We start from the raw sequence: 15,509 nt of genomic DNA on the forward strand, positions 1-15,509 counted from the left end.
CTCTTAAAAAAGTTCAGCATGACCTACTAACCCATATAGCGTTTAGAACTTTTCATCAAAAAAGAGCGACAGCACCGACTGCTGTCAGTCTGGTTGGCTGTCCCTCTATGATGTTTTATTTTGAAAAATCAACTACTGGCAATTTATCCGCACCCTCTTCAGGCTTAGTCAAATCAGCACCTGAATAGTATTTTTCAGACAAAGCTTTTAAAGTGCCATCAGCAATCATCTCTTCAATGATTGGATCGATTTTCTGTTTCAAGCTGTCATCAGCTTTGTTCATCACCATGGCCTGTTTGGTTGGGTTATATTTGGCTTTACCCATGGCAAGGTTAGGGAACTGTTCCTTCATCATCTCGACATAGAGCGCTTGGGTGTAGTAATCGTTTGGAATGAAATCTGTTCGACCATTCTCAACGTCGCGCAGGTAAACATCACCTGACACGTTGTCATAAGTGACCAATTCTGCACCAAGTTTTTCTGCCAATTTCATAAAGTTGGTTCCTGCTTCACCAGCAGCTTTTTTGCCCTTCCAGTCAGACAAGTCAGCTTTTTCGATGCCTGATGACCCATCTGCACGGACAATCATCCCACTGACAGAGTATTTGTAAGGAACAGAGAGATTATACTTTTCCTCACGCTCTGGGGTACTGTCTAGATTGTTCACAAAAAGGTCAACACTACCGTTATCAACAGAAGCAAAGGATTCTGCAAAAGCCAGTTCTTGGTATTCCACCTTGACACCGAGACGCTTAGCAATTTCGTTTAATAGCTCAATTTCGTACCCTGTCAATTCGTCCTTGTCATCATGAAATGACGTCGGCCAATAGGTTCCTGGCGTTGCAACTTTAATGACACCTGCTTGTTCAATCTTTTCCCACTGGGTGGTTTCTTTAGCAGTATCAGCTGACTTGCCAGAACAAGCCACTAGAACCAGCGACAAGCCGAGAGTAAATAGAGCACTTAGTTTTTTCAACATGAGTTAGTTATCTCCTATTTTTTGTTGGTAAACCTACCACGTTCTATAGGTTAACACGTCAAATCACTTTTGGCAAGCGTTTTTAACCGAACAACTCACATTTCTAACCTATAACAGTTGGCTAACTGCCAGCTGTTTTATAGCACCTGTCTGATCCAACTGCTCAGCTATTGAAAGGAGCATATCCTCCCGACCCTTAGCCGCCATGAGTTGAATACCGATAGGCAAACCGTCTGATCGCTCATAGGTTGGCAGGCTGATCGCAGGCTGTCCTGTCAGATTGGCATGCGCTGTGATTGGTGTCACTGCAAGGGCTGGCGCAAACATCTCCCAAATCAGCTCCTGCTGCTGGCTCATGGTGTAGTGATCCATTTGGATTAATCGCTGACGCACCGCATCAGATGGGGTTAACTGACCGTGTAGAGGCGCCACATCAGCCACTGTCGGGGTCAACAGCACATCATAAGTCTCATGGAAGACCGCCATCTGATGACTGAACCGATCCCAGTCTTGTAGCGTTTTTGAATAGACTCGAGCTGGAATGGTCAAACCACTCCGATAAATAGCCCAGGTCATCAGTTCCATGTCATCAGGCGTCACTTGTCTTCCCAGCCCCTCCTCAATCTCAGAGAACATCTGAGCAGTTTCCACGCTGTTCATCAGGTAATAAGACTGCAAGAGCGCCACCGCATCGACAGGGTAGTCGTCCAGTTCAACCACTTCATGCCCCAAGTCACGCAGGGCTTGGGCGACTTCTGCCACCGCTGCTTGAGCGGCTTCTGACAGCTGTGTTCCCACAGGAGACTGGGGAAAATAGGCGATTTTTAACGATGTCTTAGCCGGCTGATAAAGGCTGTCCTGTGATAAGGTCGGCAGAGGAAACGGGCTCTCCAGCTGACAAGTCTGCAAGTGCCAGAGCAGATTTCTGGTGTCACGAACGGATTTGGTCAGGGCAAAATGACTAGACGCACCCTGCCATCCTCTGAAAGACGTCGGACCAACTGGCACCCGACCACGACTAGGTTTAAGTCCGATTAAGCCATTAAAACTAGCCGGAATCCGAATAGACCCGCCGCCATCACTAGCTCCTGCTAGCGGCACAAGCCCAGCTGCCACCGCTGCTGCTGCACCTCCGCTAGATCCGCCTGCATTTCGGGTCAACTCTCGAGGGAGATTGACTGCACCGTGTAAACTGCTGTCAGAGATATTTTTGAAGCCAAACTCAGGCGTATTGGTGCGACCAAGAATGACAAAACCAAGCTCCTCCAATCGTTTGACCAGGTTATCTGTGGTGCTAGCGCGATAATTGGCAAAAAGCCGTGAGCCAGAAGTCGAAAGCTGCCCTGCTTGGTTTTGACCTAAATCCTTGAGCAAGATAGGAACACCCGCAAAAGGACGGTCTGACGACCCTTGTCGGTCTAACTGTTCAGCAATTGCTAACGCCTCCTCGTACTGGGTACTGACAACCGCATTGATGAGCGGATTGAGACGTTCTATACGCTGGATAGTCTTCTCCACCAGCTCACGTGCCGTCAGCTCTTTTTGGCGAATCAGCTCTGCCAGCCCCGTGGCATCCTGACGAATCAGCTCTTCTTCCATCCGTCTTTCTCCTTTCCTCTATCACAATATGCCCATGTCCTTGGCCATGTCCTGCAAGTCATCTTTTACATCTGGTTCAATCGCCAACTCTCCCTGATCAAGCATGGCAAGTAGCTCATCAACGACCAGCCCCCATTCATCATGGTCTAGAAAAGTCTGAAAACGGTACGTGTCCTGTTCTGACAGACTCTCACTGCAAGCCTCAAGTAGAGCTCGCAAGCGACCTTTTACAGTAGCTATCGGCATGATTTTCTTAGTCTTTCTCTCAGTGATGCGCATCTTGTATAGCACCTTGTATAACGCAACTAAAGGCTACAAAAACGCTTGGCAATAGGCAATCCCCACCTGTTCTGGCAAATTGGAGAAGATTAGCTCCACAAGCAACTGCACCTTTACGGATTTACTTTTCTACTCTTAGCCCCTGGGTGTCGACAATCAACTGCACCAGCTCACCATCGTGACCCAAACGGTTGACTGCCTGACTGATGAGTTCTACCTTGTCTCTAGGGGCTAAAATCATGATGGTTGGACCTGCTCCTGACAGATAGACCCCGTAAGCACCAGCTGTCAGAGCAATCGATTTGACACTGGCAAATTCTCTGACGAGACGTTGACGGTAAGGCTCATGGAAATGGTCATTTTGAATAGCCTTGCCTGCCAGCACCATATCACCTGTCAATAGGCCCGTAATAGCCATATTGGATACCGCACTGGCCGCTACTGCTTCCTTGTAAGACAAGGTCTCAGGTAAGACACCACGGCTCTCACTGGTTTTGAGCTCATAGCTCGGAATGTAAGCCAAGAGCGAGCAGACAGGAAAGGGGGCTACCAGATGGCTCAGTTCCCCATCCACATAAGACGCCACGACGAGATTACCAAAAATCGCTGGGGCAACGTTGTCAGGATGCCCTTCAATGCTGTTGGCTATCCGTAATTTATCCTCATCAGACAGTTGCAAGTTACCCAGCTGATTAGCCAGTTCAATCCCCGCCACAATCACGGAACTCGATGACCCCAGCCCTCGAGCCAGAGGAATATCACTGCTCATCTTTAACCGATGTGGCAACAGGTTCTCACTCACTTCAAGCGCTGTTGTAATGAGCAAGTTGGTCTTATCAGCAGGAATCTCCTCACCCAAGTCATGCTCGATGATCCAGTCTTCTGTACCCTCTAGCACCTCAACCGTCAGGTATTTGGACACTGCCACACCAACCGAGTCAAAACCCGGTCCGATATTGGCTGAAGTCGCTGGAACGATAATCTTCATCTCACACCCCCAGTACCTTAAAGTGATTGAGCAGGGTTACTTGATCTGCTGTTGCAATTTGCGTCCGTACCCGATCCAGCTGTACTAAACTCATCTCGTGGGTGACAATCACGACACGAGCGGTCTCGCCGTCCCCTTCAGTTTGTAGCACCTGTTGGAAGGAGATGTTTTCCTTGGCAAATAGCTGAGCTAACTTAAAGAACTGACCTGCTTCATCCTTGATGGACAGAGCAAAATAGTAGGAGTTCGTCACATCCTCAGGCTGAGCCAGATGAGTCTCTTGAGCAAAACCGTTAAAGGCTGAAATTACTTGACCATCTGTGATGGCTCTGCCCAATTGGACCAAATCCGCCACGACAGACACCGCTGTCGGTTTCTGACCTGCTCCTGGTCCATAAAACATGGATTGACCGATACCGATAGACTCCACAAAGACAGCGTTCATGACGCCGTTGACGCTAGCCAGCGGATGCGATTTTGGCAAGAAGGTCGGCGCCACCTCAACTGATAAGCCTGATGCTGTTTCACGCACATCACCAACCAGTTTGATGACATAGCCCAGTTGCTGAGCCATGGTCACATCAGCAGGCGTGATGGTCGAAATCCCACTGTGACGAACGGTCTCAAAATCAACCGTCATGCCAAAACCAAACTGACTAAGGATAGCAGCCTTGTAGGCCGCATCTATCCCCTCGACATCGTTGGTTGGGTCGCTCTCCGCATAACCCAGCTCCTGTGCAGTTGCCAGTGCCTGCTCATAAGACCATCCTTCGTCCACCATTTTGGTTAGCATGAAGTTTGAGGTGCCGTTGAGCACCCCCAAGAGACGAGTGACCTTATCAGCTGTCAGAGAGTTTGCCAGTGTCCGCAAAATCGGAATACCGCCAGCCACCGCCGCCTCATAGTAAAACCCAACCTGGTGTTGGTCTGCCAGAGCCAACAGCTCCTTGCCATGCACCGCAATCAAGTCTTTATTAGCTGATACCACGTGCTTGCCAGCTGCCAATGCCTGACTGATAAAGGTTTTTGCCGGCTCAATCCGTCCCATCAACTCAACCACGATTGCAATATCTTGGTCAGTCATAATCTCTGCCACATCGGTAACAAAATGATAGTCATGACCAGCCTCTACAAGACGTTGTTTTTCCGATTCGTCCTTAACCAGAATTTTGGCAATCTCTAGTCGTCCTCCGACAGCCTGCTCAATCTTGCTGGCATTTTCCTCCAACAAGAATGGCACACCGCTGGCTACCGTTCCAAATCCTAATAGTGCAATTTTAATCACGTTTGTCCTCACTCTTTTTTCTAAATGATGTATCTTTCAAATTATAACACAAACAGGTTTACAAAAGCTAGCCGAATCACCTCATCTTCACTCTCTTAGGGATGAAAAAACACCTGTAACAGCTTCACTATCACAAGTGTTTTTTTCAGAAAAGTCATACTCCCCTCTTGTCGACTGCTGTCCTAAAAGGAAATAGCAAGAGCAAGTAGACTTAATCCTTGAGTGAATGATTTCCTTCATCGGTTTAACAGGTTTGACTAGCTGTCTGTTGCTGCTTTAGTCCAGTCGCTCTTCCATGACAAAGTCGATTGGTAGCCAGTTGAGAACATCAACCAGATGCTTTTCCCAATAATACCAGTCGTGAGTTCCTGCGGAGTGGCTAAAAGTCACCTCTAATCCTAGCTCTCTCAAGCGGTCAACAGCCGTCAGGTTAGCCTGATAGAGAAAATCTTCCTCACCGCACCAGGCCCAGAACTGGGTCTCTTTGTCGTGCTGCTCTGCCATTGTCTCCAAAGCATAAGGAGAGGTCGTCCAGTCATCCACCTGACCAAAGACGCCCTGCCAGTAAGCGGGCTTAGCCAACTCCTTGGCGGTAAAGTTTTCAAAGGTGAGAGCCCCAGATAGGCTAGCCGCATAACCGAAGCGGTTGGTCTTGAGAGCTAAGGCAAAGGCACCATAGCCACCCATGGAGAGACCTGCGATAAAGGTCTTCTCGCGCTTGTCGGTCATGTTGGGGAAGAAGCGCTTGAGCACGCGCGGCAACTCCTCAGCGATGGCGGTATAGTAGGCATAACCATACTGGGTATCCGTGTACCAACCGTTGCTGGTATTGGGCAGAACTACAATCAGATTGGTCTGACGAACCAAGCGCTCGATGTGACTGCGTTTAAGCCAGCTGTTGTGGTTGCCATTCATACCATGCAAGAGATACAGCACAGGAATGTCCGTCAAGTCAGGCTCAGTCACCCGACTAGCATCTGGGTAGATGACATTGACGTTCCACTCCATGTCCAAAACTTGCGAAAAATACTCGATGTTAAAAACAGCCATCTCAAAATCCCCCATCTTCATAAAATTTAGAATTCACCAAATACTTAGGTTGGTAATTCTCAATCATCTGCACCAAAAACTCACCCAACTCCTCGTAGGTCGTCTCGTCCCCAATCATTTCCTTATAGGCATCCCGCTCTTCATCGTTGGCTATTTTCTTAAAATAACCCCAGATGTGCTGGTAGGCAGTCCTCAGGGTCGCCCCTGTCGGGGCAATGGCTTGCGCTTCAGCCAAGAGGCGATAAAAATCCTTTTCTTTATCTGCCGACCAGTCATTGCCCTTAAAAAGCAGACGAATAGCATTGTAATGGGCTTGCGAGTGTCCCATGACCCAGTACTTATGATAAGCCCACTGGGCTTGAATGGATGTCGTCATCTCTTCCTCCTCAACCTTAATACACTTGCTCGCCACATCAGTTTGGTCAATCTCATACATCGCCAGAGCCAAAAAACGGTGATAAGCGCTAGTAAGAGAGCCAGTAGCAACTGCCACTTCTCCTGCTCACCCAACATAGCTTTAGATAAAATGACAGTACCAGCAGCAAGCATCAACAAGAGACCGAGATGAGCCAGATAAATCACCCAAGCCAGGCCATACCTTAGCCATGACAACTGGATTGGGCGATCTGCCGCCACATCTTCGACAAAGAGTACAGATAGGTCCGCCAGCAATTCCAGAAACATCTCCAAAAACATGATAACCTCCTACACTAGCGCTAAAAGCGCTGTGACTTCGTCTGCCGTCAGTCGACGATAAGCCCCTTCAGGCAGGTCGTCAGGTAGGCTCAGCGGTCCCATGCTGAGGCGCTTGAGACGAGTTACAGTTTTGCCACGACTAGCCACCATGCGCTTGACCTGATGGAACTTCCCTTCTCGAATGGTAATCCGCACCCGACTGGTCTGCTCTGCCATGTCCAACAACTCCAAAACCGCCGGTAGACACTGGTGGTCACTAAGGGTAATGCCGGCCGCAAAAGCCGCCACGTCTGCCTCATCCATCAGCCCATCTACATCTGCCTCATAGGTTTTGTCGACGTGTTTTTTGGGCGATAGCAGAGCGTGCGCCAACTGACCGTTATTGGTCAAGAGCAGGAGACCTGTCGTGTCCTTGTCCAAGCGACCGACAGGAAAGACCTGCTTGTGGCGAGCAGCCTCATCTAGCAGGTCTAAAACCGTCCGATGCTTGCTATCTTCGGTGGCTGAGATGACACCAGCAGGCTTGTTGAGCAGGTAGTAGACTAGATCCTCATAGACCAGAGGTTGCCCTTGATGAGAGACTTGGTCTGCCAGCTCATCAACCTGTTCCTTTGGCGAAGTGATGACCTGACCATTAACTGTGATCAGCTTTTTCTTAAGCAAGGTCTTGACCTCTGTCCGAGAGCCCAAACCAACTTCTGTTAGAAATTTATCCAGACGCATCCCTTACTCCTTTTGCCCTGTAACCAGCTGTTTAACAGTTCCTCGTCTAGGAATCAGTTCCCCTTCGCGATAGGCCTGATAGGAAGCGTTCAAGACTGCCCCAAAAATCAAAACCTGGCTAAAGAGAATAAACCACATCATAAGGGCAAAAAGCGCCACAGAACCAAGAAATCGCAAATTCTCCATCCGCATGATGGTCTGACTGACGTAAGTCCCAAAAAGGTTAGTTGTTGTTAATAAGACAAAACTGGTGAAGAGCGTTCCAGGGAGCAGATAGCGCTTTTTGGTGATCCGAATATTGGGCAAGAGATAGTACAAAATAAGAAGAGCAATCCCAAAAACAAGCCAGACCATGGGCTGTAACAAGGTGCCCAAAAGCTGATAAAGCTCTGTCACCAAGCCAAAACGCTGATGAAGCAAATCCAGCAAACTGCGCCCAAAGGTAGACAAGACGATACCCAGAGCCAGGAAAACAATGAGAATAACGCCTGACAAGAGTCCAATCAAACGCCCTAGCAAAAAGTCCCTGTGGTCATCACTATTGTCATAAGCCTTGTTGACCGCCTTTTGTAAGAAGAAAAAGCCTCTGGACATGGTCCAAAAACCAGTTCCCAAAGATAACCAAACCAAACCTGTCAGTGGTTTGTTGAAAATATTCTCCACCAAACCAGCAACAATGTCATACAACTCTTTAGGCAACTGTTCCCTCAAAAAGGTTAATAGATCAGTTGTATTTATGTTGAAATAGGGAAAAATATTGGCCACTAAGACCAACAAAGGAAAAAGTGTCAACAATAAATAATAGGCAACCGCAATGCTAGACAAATCAATCTCTGCACTTTGATAGTGGCTAATAAACTTTTGAACCAGAGGGTGGGCTTTTAACGTTTGAAACCGTTCTTTTAGCATCAGTAGGTCCGCTCCTCACCCTGACTGGTCAAGATGCGAGGACCGTCCTTCGTAATCACAAATTGGTGCTCATACTGACAGGACAAGCCACCATCCAAGGTTTTGTGCGCCCAACCTGTCTTCATGTCCGTATCAATCTCCCAAGTACCTGTGTTAATCATCGGTTCGATAGTCAAGACCATCCCTTCCTTGAGGCGCAGGCCTCGTCCAGCCACACCGTAGTGCGGTACCATAGGCTCTTCGTGCATAGTTGGACCGACACCGTGACCGACCAAATCACGCACCACACCGTAGCCACGTTCTTCAGCATATTGCTGAATGGCTGCGCCAATATCCCCGATACGATTGCCGACGACAGCTTGTTCCATCCCAACATAAAGACACTCCCGAGTGACTGCCATTAGGTTTTTAACCTCATCAGATACCTGACCGACTGCATAAGCCCAGCAAGAGTCTGCCAAACCGCCTTTATAGGACTGGGTGTGCTTTTTCATCTCAGCAACATTATCAAAGTTTAGTTTGGAGACATCAAGAACGCTTTTATCCAAAGGTTCACTCATCACCATATCAACTTTGAGCAAGTCACCTTCTTTTAAGATATAATGACGCGGAAAAGCATGCGCAACTTCATCGTTGAGACCGCAACAGGTCGCATAAGGATAATCCATGACATGACCGTCCACACCAATTTGCAGCGGCAATACATTTTCCGCCTTGCAACGTTTGCGAACATATTCTTCCACAGCCCACATGTCTGCTCCTGGCTTAATAATCTCACGCAGACCAATATGAATGCTGGCTAGGAAGTCACCAGCCCGATCCATGGCATCAATTTCTCGTTGGGATTTTAAAGTAATCATAAATTCTCTTTCTAAATATAACGGAGATTGGGGCTGGGACAAAAGTCCTAACCCTTAATGGTATTCTAGTCAGCGAAGAAGGACGCAGTGATTGAGTGGACTCTAAGGCGCTGATCTTATCAGCTGTTACAGTCCTACTCAACTGTGCGGAGGTGGGCTAACGACTCATCGCTCCCTTCGGGTTACCGATTTTTGTCCCACTCTCTCTTTTATTGATGTGGCTGACTAATTTTAGCGAAATATCAGCAGGTGCCTAGCTCATCTTACTAGTCACCAGTGCCTTGACGACAACATGGCTGTTGAGGTGAATTTCGACATCAATGGCAGCACTGCGTCTCGTTTCAGTAATGATGTTTGGTACGATGGCAAGGACATCGTCAATTTGAACTGACTGAAGGAAATAGATCACCATCTGCTCAATGATGATGTTTTTCTTGTTTTTAGACATTAAGCGGCGGTGAACAACCTCTTTGATGAGTTCTGCTAAAATGCCCTGAGCAAGGTTACCAGAGTTGTCCACCATGGCTGGTTCAACAGCGAACTGATAAGTGTCATTTTCTAATTTCAAATTGGACACAATCTGCTCACTATAGGTATGGAGATTGGCATTTTTACTATCTTGCAAGCTCTCCATGACCCGCCGTCTGGTCACGACACCTAGAAGTTTATGGTTTTCGTTAACCACTGGTAGCATGTCATAATCTTCAAAAATCATTTTCTGGCTGATGGTGGCTAGACTGACATTTGGCGTGGTGACAACAGGGTCTTTGGACATGACTTCAGCAATGCTGATATCGCCATCTTTACCAGCTAAATCGCGCATGCTGACGACGCCAAGTACCGTATCGTGCTTATCCACAACCGGAAATCGGACATGGTTATGGTGCTTGAGCATCATGATGTAATCACTGACATGGTCGGTATCCAGCAAGCAGCCATAGTCATTTTTGAACTGGTAAATTTGGTCAACAGTTTTGACATCCGTCTTGATACGGACATTGGATAGGGCTTGATTGATCATGGTCGCTACGGTAAATGTATCATAGCTGGTCACCATGACAGGAATACCGAGCTTGTTTGATGTATCAAGCACACGGTCTGAAACCTTGAAGCCTCCTGTCACAAGAATGGCATTAGCGTGTTCTAAGGCTAGCAACTGAATCGCTTCGCGGTCTCCAACAATCAAGAGCCCGCCCTTCACCAAATAACGAAGAATATTGTCCCGCGTCATGGCACCAATCGAGAATTTGCTAAACTCGTGACCCAGACCCGAGTGCCCCGCCAATACTTCCGAATCACTGACTCTGGCAATCTCCGCATAGGTCAAGCGATCCAAGCGTTCCTTGGTTTTCTTTTCCACACGAACGGTCCCACTTCGTGGTCTTGTTTCAACCAGACCGCGATTTTCCGCTTCTTTTATGGCACGATAAGCGGTTCCGTCACTGACCCTGAGGTGATTGGAAATGCTCCGAACACTGACCCGTTTACCGACGGGTAATTTTTCCAGATAAATCAGTATCTCTTGATGCTTACTCATAGCGATAATCTCCCGATGTGAGTTGATAAGTTAGGTAGGTTCTAATCTGATGTGTGTAGCGGTCACTACCACGGTGACGCTTGATGAGGCGAAAACCCGCTTTTTCAGCGACACGTTGACTAGCTTTATTGTCAATATCACAGACGATGATGAGCTCCTTTAACCTGATTTCATAAAAGGCTATAAAGGTCAAGGTTTTAACAGCTTCCGTCATCAGCCCTTGACCCCACTTGGATTGCTTGAGCAGGTAGCCCAGTTCAGCTCGGCCATTGTTTACATCTAAATGATCCAAGCGAATCAGCCCGATAAGCTCACCTGTCGGTTTCTGGCAAATGCCCCAAATCCCTAGCGGTCGCGTCATAAAGGTCTGCACCAGCAGCTCATCGCTCTGCTCTTGCGAGGTAACTAAAGGTAGGATAAAGCGAGCATTGTCAGGAACACTGACCATCTCATAAAAGGCATCTCTATCCTCAAAACGGATTGGTCGACAAACCAATCCAGCGGTTTCAAAGCTGGCATATTTTGCCAGTGCTGTCCAAATCTTCATCATCTCTGTCTAGTATAGCATAAAAACCCTATCTTGGCTAAATTGGTGACGGATTTACGAGAAAAACCCGCTGCCCAAGGGCAACAGGTTCGACAGTTTATTCAACAGTGACAGACTTAGCCAGGTTACGCGGCTTGTCAACGTCCAAGCCCCGTTGCAAGGAAGCGTAATAGGCAATCAGCTGGGTCGGTATCACCATGGCAATCGGTGACAGGTAGGGGTGCACCGCCGTCACGACAATATCATCTTCAGCTTGTGCTACGCCTTCTTCTGCGATGGTTAGGACACTGGCTCCACGAGCAACCACTTCTGAGATATTACCACGCGCATGGCTAGCCACCGTTTTGTTGTTAGATAGCAGAGCGATGACTGGTGTGCCATCCTCGATGAGTGAGATGGTTCCATGCTTGAGTTCTCCAGCAGCGAACCCTTCGCACTGGATGTAGGAGATTTCTTTCAGCTTTAGACTGGCCTCCATGGCAACGTAATAATCGCTGCCGCGACCAATGTAAAAGGCGTTCCGACTGGTTGACAAGAGCTGCTCCACCTTGCTGGCAACCGCTTCTTTCTCTGACAGGCTGGCCTCAATAGACTGGGCAACCAGCGAGAGCTCTCTGACCACATCAAAGGCTTCTGCTCGGCTATTGCCCATCGCCCGACCAACCGCTGTCGCCAAAATCGCCAAGGTCGCCACTTGAGCTGTATAAGCCTTGGTCGATGCTACTGCGATCTCAGGTCCAGCATGGAGAAGTAAGGTATGGTCTGCCTCACGAGACAAGGTTGATCCTGGGACATTAGTCACGGTTAGGCTAGGAATCCCCATCTGGTTAGCTTTGACCAGAACCTGACGGCTATCAGCCGTCTCACCTGACTGACTGATGAAGATAAAAAGTGGCTTCTGACTGAGCAAAGGCGTGTGGTATCCCCACTCTGAAGCAATACCCAACTCAACAGGTGTCTGGGTCAAGTCTTCTAAGAAGGTCTTCGCTGCAAAACCAGCATGGTAAGATGTCCCTGCTGCGATGATGTAGAGGCGATCTGCCTCCTGAACAGCCTTGATAACCGCCTCGTCAACGACTAATTGACCTGACTCATCCGTATAATTTTGAATAAGTTTGCGCATGACAGCAGGCTGCTCGTCAATTTCCTTGAGCATGTAGTAGGGATAAGTGCCCTTGCCAATGTCAGACAAGTCCAGTTCAGCAATGTAGCTCGCACGCTCAATCGGCTGACCAGCATAGTCTGAGACTGTCACCTTGTCCTTGGTCACGATAACCAGCTCTTTGTCCTGAATCTCCATGTACTCGCTGGTCTCACGAATCATCGCCATGGCGTCTGAGCAAACCATATTGTAACCATCACCAAGACCGATCAAGAGTGGCGACTTGTTCTTAGCCACATAGATGGTGCTTGCATCAGCCTTATCCATCAGCGCAAAGGCGTATGAACCTTCAATCACGCTTAAGGCCTGACGAAAAGCCTCTAGCGTTGAGAGACCTTGTTGAGCAAAATGCCCAATCAAGTGCACTGCAATCTCAGTGTCCGTCTGCCCGAGAAACTGGTGATCCGCTAAATAAGTCTCCTTAATCTCTTTATAGTTCTCAATCACACCGTTGTGCACCAACGTAAAGCGCTGATCTTCTGACTGGTGAGGGTGGGCGTTAGCCTCGCTAGGCTTCCCATGAGTCGCCCAACGGGTGTGACCAATCCCTGCTGTCCCTTGAATATCAATGCCCAGTTTATCACGCAAATCGGCGATACGACCGACTGATTTAATCAACCGTGATTGATCAGCTCCGGATGTCACATAAATCCCAGCTGAATCATAGCCGCGATATTCCAGCTTTTCCAAACCTTGCATCAAAATATCTGTTGCATTTTTATTGCCAACAACACCGACAATTCCACACATGTTCTCTTCCTCCAAAAATTGGTCTAGTCAGATTTACAGACCTCATTTATCACTAAATAACCATATCACTTTATTTTTCGGAAGTCAACAAAAAAATTGGTCTAGTCAGGTTTTGAGCATCAATTTATAAAATAATCATAAATTTGACAGTTTGTCCTTTTTCTAAGTCTTGTCCCCATTTCCTAAAATAAACCATCACTCATTCTACTGAGAAAAAAATAATTCCATACCTTTACAAACTACTTGTTAGTGTGGTACAATAGATGATGTGTGTAATGGACGCACAAAAATACAGTTTATCCGCTGGGTTTAAAAGCACCTATGATTGACAAAGATAGGAGTAAATACATGAATCCATTAATTCAAAGTTTGACCGAAGGTCAATTGCGTACTGATATCCCTGCTTTCCGTCCTGGTGACACCGTTCGCGTTCACGCGAAAGTTGTCGAAGGTACTCGTGAGCGTATCCAGATTTTCGAGGGTGTTGTTATCTCTCGTAAAGGTCAAGGTATCTCAGAAATGTATACGGTTCGTAAGATTTCTGGTGGTATCGGGGTTGAGCGTACTTTCCCACTCCACACACCACGTGTTGACAAAATCGAAGTTATCCGCCACGGTAAAGTCCGTCGTGCGAAACTTTACTACTTGCGTGCCCTTCAAGGTAAGGCTGCTCGTATCAAAGAAATCCGTCGTTAAGGCGGTCAAAGCAAGTCCTGTAGATTTGCTCTGGACAACTACTCTTGCTGCTTAAGTAAGAGTAGTTTTTTATATGTCCAATAGAGGTAAGTGTAATCAGTATGTCCTGCATAGTTGCCCGTTTTATGGTAAAATAGATAAAAAATCAAATTGGAGAACTCATGAATTATTTTAACGTCGGTAAAATTGTCAATACCCAAGGTTTACAGGGGGAACTGCGTGTCCTTTCTGTGACGGATTTTGCAGAAGAGCGCTTTAAAAAAGGCAGCAAGTTAGCCCTTTTTGACCCTAAGGACAACTTTGTCATGGAGGTCGAAATTGCCAGTCACCGCAAGCAAAAGAACTTTGACATCATCAAGTTTAAGGGGCTCTACCACATCAATGAGGTCGAGAAATACAAGGAGTATACCCTCAAAATTGCAGAGGAACATCTCTCTGATTTGGAAGAGGGCGATTTTTACTACCATGAGATTATCGGTCTGGATGTTTACGAGGGCGATGTCTTGATTGGGCAAATCAAGGAGATTCTCCAGCCGGGTGCCAATGATGTTTGGGTGGTCAAGCGTAAAGGCAAGCGAGACTTATTGCTGCCTTACATTCCACCAGTGGTGCTCAAGGTGGACATCGCAGCCGGTCGGGTCGATGTCGAGTTGCTAGAGGGATTGGACGATGAAGATTGATATTTTAACCCTTTTTCCAGAGATGTTTGCGCCTTTGGAGCATTCCATCGTCGGCAAGGCCAAGGACAAGGGACTTTTGGACATTCGTTACCATAACTTTCGAGATTATGCGGAAAAAGCTCGCCATGTCGATGACGAGCCCTACGGTGGTGGTCAGGGCATGTTGCTCCGTGCCCAGCCGATTTTTGACTGCATTGAGGCTTTGGAGAAAAAAGAAAAGCCGCGTGTGCTCTTATTAGACCCAGCTGGTCGCCGATTTGACCAAGCCTTTGCGGAGGAGCTGGCTCAGGAAGAGCAGCTGATTTTCATCTGTGGGCATTATGAGGGCTATGATGAGCGGATCAAGACCTTAGTGACTGATGAGGTCTCCTTGGGGGATTTTGTCCTGACGGGCGGAGAATTGGCTGCCATGACCATGGTGGATGCGACGGTGCGCTTGATTCCAGAGGTCATCGGCAAGGAAGCCAGTCACCAAGACGACAGTTTCTCATCAGGTCTCTTGGAATACCCTCAGTATACCCGCCCTTATGATTTTCGAGGCATGGTAGTGCCTGATGTCCTCATGAGCGGTCACCATGAAAATATTCGCCTCTGGCGCTTGGAGCAGTCCCTGAAAAAAACCTTGGAACGCCGACCAGATTTGTTGGAACAGTATCAGATGACGGAGGAAACAGCTCAGATTTTAGACACAATTCAGTCAGAAAAATGGCGCGAGTCCATCTACCAAGCCTTTGATCTGATGGATCAGGGGGATTTGCAGGGAGCTTTG

Annotated in this window: 16 protein-coding genes and 1 pseudogene; 3 read left to right on the forward strand and 14 right to left on the reverse strand. The window is 47.7% G+C overall.

What is annotated here, in order from left to right; genetic code table 11:
* Positions 1 to 115: 115 nt before the first annotated feature.
* From A3GW_RS0100565 to glmS, 14 genes are all read right to left on the reverse strand, one after another.
* Positions 116 to 979: a transporter substrate-binding domain-containing protein gene (locus tag A3GW_RS0100565; protein WP_018367372.1), complete on the reverse strand. Its 864-nt coding sequence runs from the start codon at positions 977 to 979 to the stop codon at positions 116 to 118.
* Between the two features lie 108 nt (positions 980 to 1,087).
* Complete coding sequence (locus A3GW_RS0100570; protein ID WP_018367373.1) at positions 1,088 to 2,578, reverse strand: amidase; 1,491 nt, start codon at positions 2,576 to 2,578, stop codon at positions 1,088 to 1,090.
* 21 nt (positions 2,579 to 2,599) lie between these two features.
* Entirely contained in the window at positions 2,600 to 2,857 is a 258-nt protein-coding gene (locus A3GW_RS0100575; protein ID WP_018367374.1) for a hypothetical protein, read from the reverse strand.
* A 121-nt stretch (positions 2,858 to 2,978) separates the two neighbouring features.
* Entirely contained in the window at positions 2,979 to 3,845 is an 867-nt protein-coding gene (gene thrB, locus A3GW_RS0100580; protein WP_018367375.1) for a homoserine kinase, read from the reverse strand.
* A gap of 1 nt (position 3,846) precedes the next feature.
* Positions 3,847 to 5,130, reverse strand: coding sequence for a homoserine dehydrogenase (locus tag A3GW_RS0100585; protein ID WP_018367376.1), 1,284 nt, complete (start codon positions 5,128 to 5,130; stop codon positions 3,847 to 3,849).
* Positions 5,131 to 5,406: 276 nt separating this feature from the next.
* The gene (locus A3GW_RS0100590) at positions 5,407 to 6,180 is read right to left on the reverse strand and encodes an alpha/beta hydrolase (RefSeq protein WP_018367377.1); all 774 of its coding nucleotides are present in this window, start codon (positions 6,178 to 6,180) and stop codon (positions 5,407 to 5,409) included.
* A 1-nt stretch (position 6,181) separates the two neighbouring features.
* A complete protein-coding gene (locus tag A3GW_RS0100595; protein ID WP_018367378.1) occupies positions 6,182 to 6,556 on the reverse strand; it encodes a DUF1722 domain-containing protein in 375 nt (124 codons plus the stop codon).
* Positions 6,553 to 6,876: a hypothetical protein gene (locus A3GW_RS0100600; protein WP_018367379.1), complete on the reverse strand. Its 324-nt coding sequence runs from the start codon at positions 6,874 to 6,876 to the stop codon at positions 6,553 to 6,555. The genes A3GW_RS0100595 and A3GW_RS0100600 overlap by 4 nt, the downstream gene beginning before the upstream one ends.
* A gap of 9 nt (positions 6,877 to 6,885) precedes the next feature.
* Positions 6,886 to 7,599: a pseudouridine synthase gene (locus A3GW_RS0100605; RefSeq protein WP_018367380.1), complete on the reverse strand. Its 714-nt coding sequence runs from the start codon at positions 7,597 to 7,599 to the stop codon at positions 6,886 to 6,888.
* Between the two features lie 3 nt (positions 7,600 to 7,602).
* Complete coding sequence (locus tag A3GW_RS0100610; protein WP_018367381.1) at positions 7,603 to 8,508, reverse strand: YihY/virulence factor BrkB family protein; 906 nt, start codon at positions 8,506 to 8,508, stop codon at positions 7,603 to 7,605.
* Positions 8,508 to 9,368, reverse strand: coding sequence for a methionyl aminopeptidase (locus A3GW_RS0100615; RefSeq protein ID WP_018367382.1), 861 nt, complete (start codon positions 9,366 to 9,368; stop codon positions 8,508 to 8,510). Before A3GW_RS0100615 ends, A3GW_RS0100610 begins: the two co-directional genes overlap by 1 nt.
* Positions 9,369 to 9,621: 253 nt before the next feature.
* Positions 9,622 to 10,905 carry a CBS-HotDog domain-containing transcription factor SpxR gene (gene spxR, locus A3GW_RS0100620; protein WP_018367383.1) on the reverse strand — a complete coding sequence of 428 codons (1,284 nt, stop codon included), beginning with the start codon at positions 10,903 to 10,905 and terminating at the stop codon, positions 9,622 to 9,624.
* Positions 10,898 to 11,452, reverse strand: coding sequence for a GNAT family N-acetyltransferase (locus A3GW_RS0100625; protein WP_018367384.1), 555 nt, complete (start codon positions 11,450 to 11,452; stop codon positions 10,898 to 10,900). Before A3GW_RS0100625 ends, spxR begins: the two co-directional genes overlap by 8 nt.
* Before the next feature lie 97 nt (positions 11,453 to 11,549).
* Positions 11,550 to 13,364, reverse strand: a complete 1,815-nt coding sequence (glmS, locus tag A3GW_RS0100630) for a glutamine--fructose-6-phosphate transaminase (isomerizing) (RefSeq protein ID WP_018367385.1) — start codon at positions 13,362 to 13,364, stop codon at positions 11,550 to 11,552.
* Between the two features lie 348 nt (positions 13,365 to 13,712).
* Between glmS and rplS the strand changes: the two genes are divergently transcribed.
* The 3 genes and pseudogenes from rplS to trmD form a co-directional block, all read left to right on the forward strand.
* Positions 13,713 to 14,060 carry a 50S ribosomal protein L19 gene (gene rplS, locus A3GW_RS0100635; protein ID WP_018367386.1) on the forward strand — a complete coding sequence of 116 codons (348 nt, stop codon included), beginning with the start codon at positions 13,713 to 13,715 and terminating at the stop codon, positions 14,058 to 14,060.
* A 161-nt stretch (positions 14,061 to 14,221) separates the two neighbouring features.
* Positions 14,222 to 14,740: a ribosome maturation factor RimM gene (gene rimM / locus A3GW_RS0100640; RefSeq protein WP_018367387.1), complete on the forward strand. Its 519-nt coding sequence runs from the start codon at positions 14,222 to 14,224 to the stop codon at positions 14,738 to 14,740.
* Positions 14,730 to 15,443: pseudogene (gene trmD, locus A3GW_RS10555) on the forward strand (tRNA (guanosine(37)-N1)-methyltransferase TrmD); the annotation flags it as partial. The gene rimM and the pseudogene trmD, both read left to right, overlap by 11 nt.
* Positions 15,444 to 15,509: the final 66 nt, after the last annotated feature.

It is taken from the genome of Streptococcus entericus DSM 14446 (genome assembly GCF_000380025.1).
GTDB classification, from domain to species: Bacteria; Bacillota; Bacilli; order Lactobacillales; family Streptococcaceae; genus Streptococcus; species Streptococcus entericus.

Coding starts and splice junctions, on each gene's coding strand:
- A3GW_RS0100615 (WP_018367382.1), bottom strand. CDS start 9,368: ATGATTACTTTAAAATCCCAACGAGAAATTGATGCCATGGATCGGGCT.
- A3GW_RS0100595 (WP_018367378.1), bottom strand. CDS start 6,556: ATGACGACATCCATTCAAGCCCAGTGGGCTTATCATAAGTACTGGGTC.
- A3GW_RS0100590 (WP_018367377.1), bottom strand. CDS start 6,180: ATGGCTGTTTTTAACATCGAGTATTTTTCGCAAGTTTTGGACATGGAG.
- spxR (WP_018367383.1), bottom strand. CDS start 10,905: ATGAGTAAGCATCAAGAGATACTGATTTATCTGGAAAAATTACCCGTC.
- A3GW_RS0100605 (WP_018367380.1), bottom strand. CDS start 7,599: ATGCGTCTGGATAAATTTCTAACAGAAGTTGGTTTGGGCTCTCGGACA.
- rimM (WP_018367387.1), top strand. CDS start 14,222: ATGAATTATTTTAACGTCGGTAAAATTGTCAATACCCAAGGTTTACAG.
- A3GW_RS0100600 (WP_018367379.1), bottom strand. CDS start 6,876: ATGTTTTTGGAGATGTTTCTGGAATTGCTGGCGGACCTATCTGTACTC.
- A3GW_RS0100610 (WP_018367381.1), bottom strand. CDS start 8,508: ATGCTAAAAGAACGGTTTCAAACGTTAAAAGCCCACCCTCTGGTTCAA.
- glmS (WP_018367385.1), bottom strand. CDS start 13,364: ATGTGTGGAATTGTCGGTGTTGTTGGCAATAAAAATGCAACAGATATT.
- A3GW_RS0100570 (WP_018367373.1), bottom strand. CDS start 2,578: ATGGAAGAAGAGCTGATTCGTCAGGATGCCACGGGGCTGGCAGAGCTG.
- A3GW_RS0100565 (WP_018367372.1), bottom strand. CDS start 979: ATGTTGAAAAAACTAAGTGCTCTATTTACTCTCGGCTTGTCGCTGGTT.
- rplS (WP_018367386.1), top strand. CDS start 13,713: ATGAATCCATTAATTCAAAGTTTGACCGAAGGTCAATTGCGTACTGAT.
- A3GW_RS0100575 (WP_018367374.1), bottom strand. CDS start 2,857: ATGCGCATCACTGAGAGAAAGACTAAGAAAATCATGCCGATAGCTACT.
- A3GW_RS0100625 (WP_018367384.1), bottom strand. CDS start 11,452: ATGAAGATTTGGACAGCACTGGCAAAATATGCCAGCTTTGAAACCGCT.
- thrB (WP_018367375.1), bottom strand. CDS start 3,845: ATGAAGATTATCGTTCCAGCGACTTCAGCCAATATCGGACCGGGTTTT.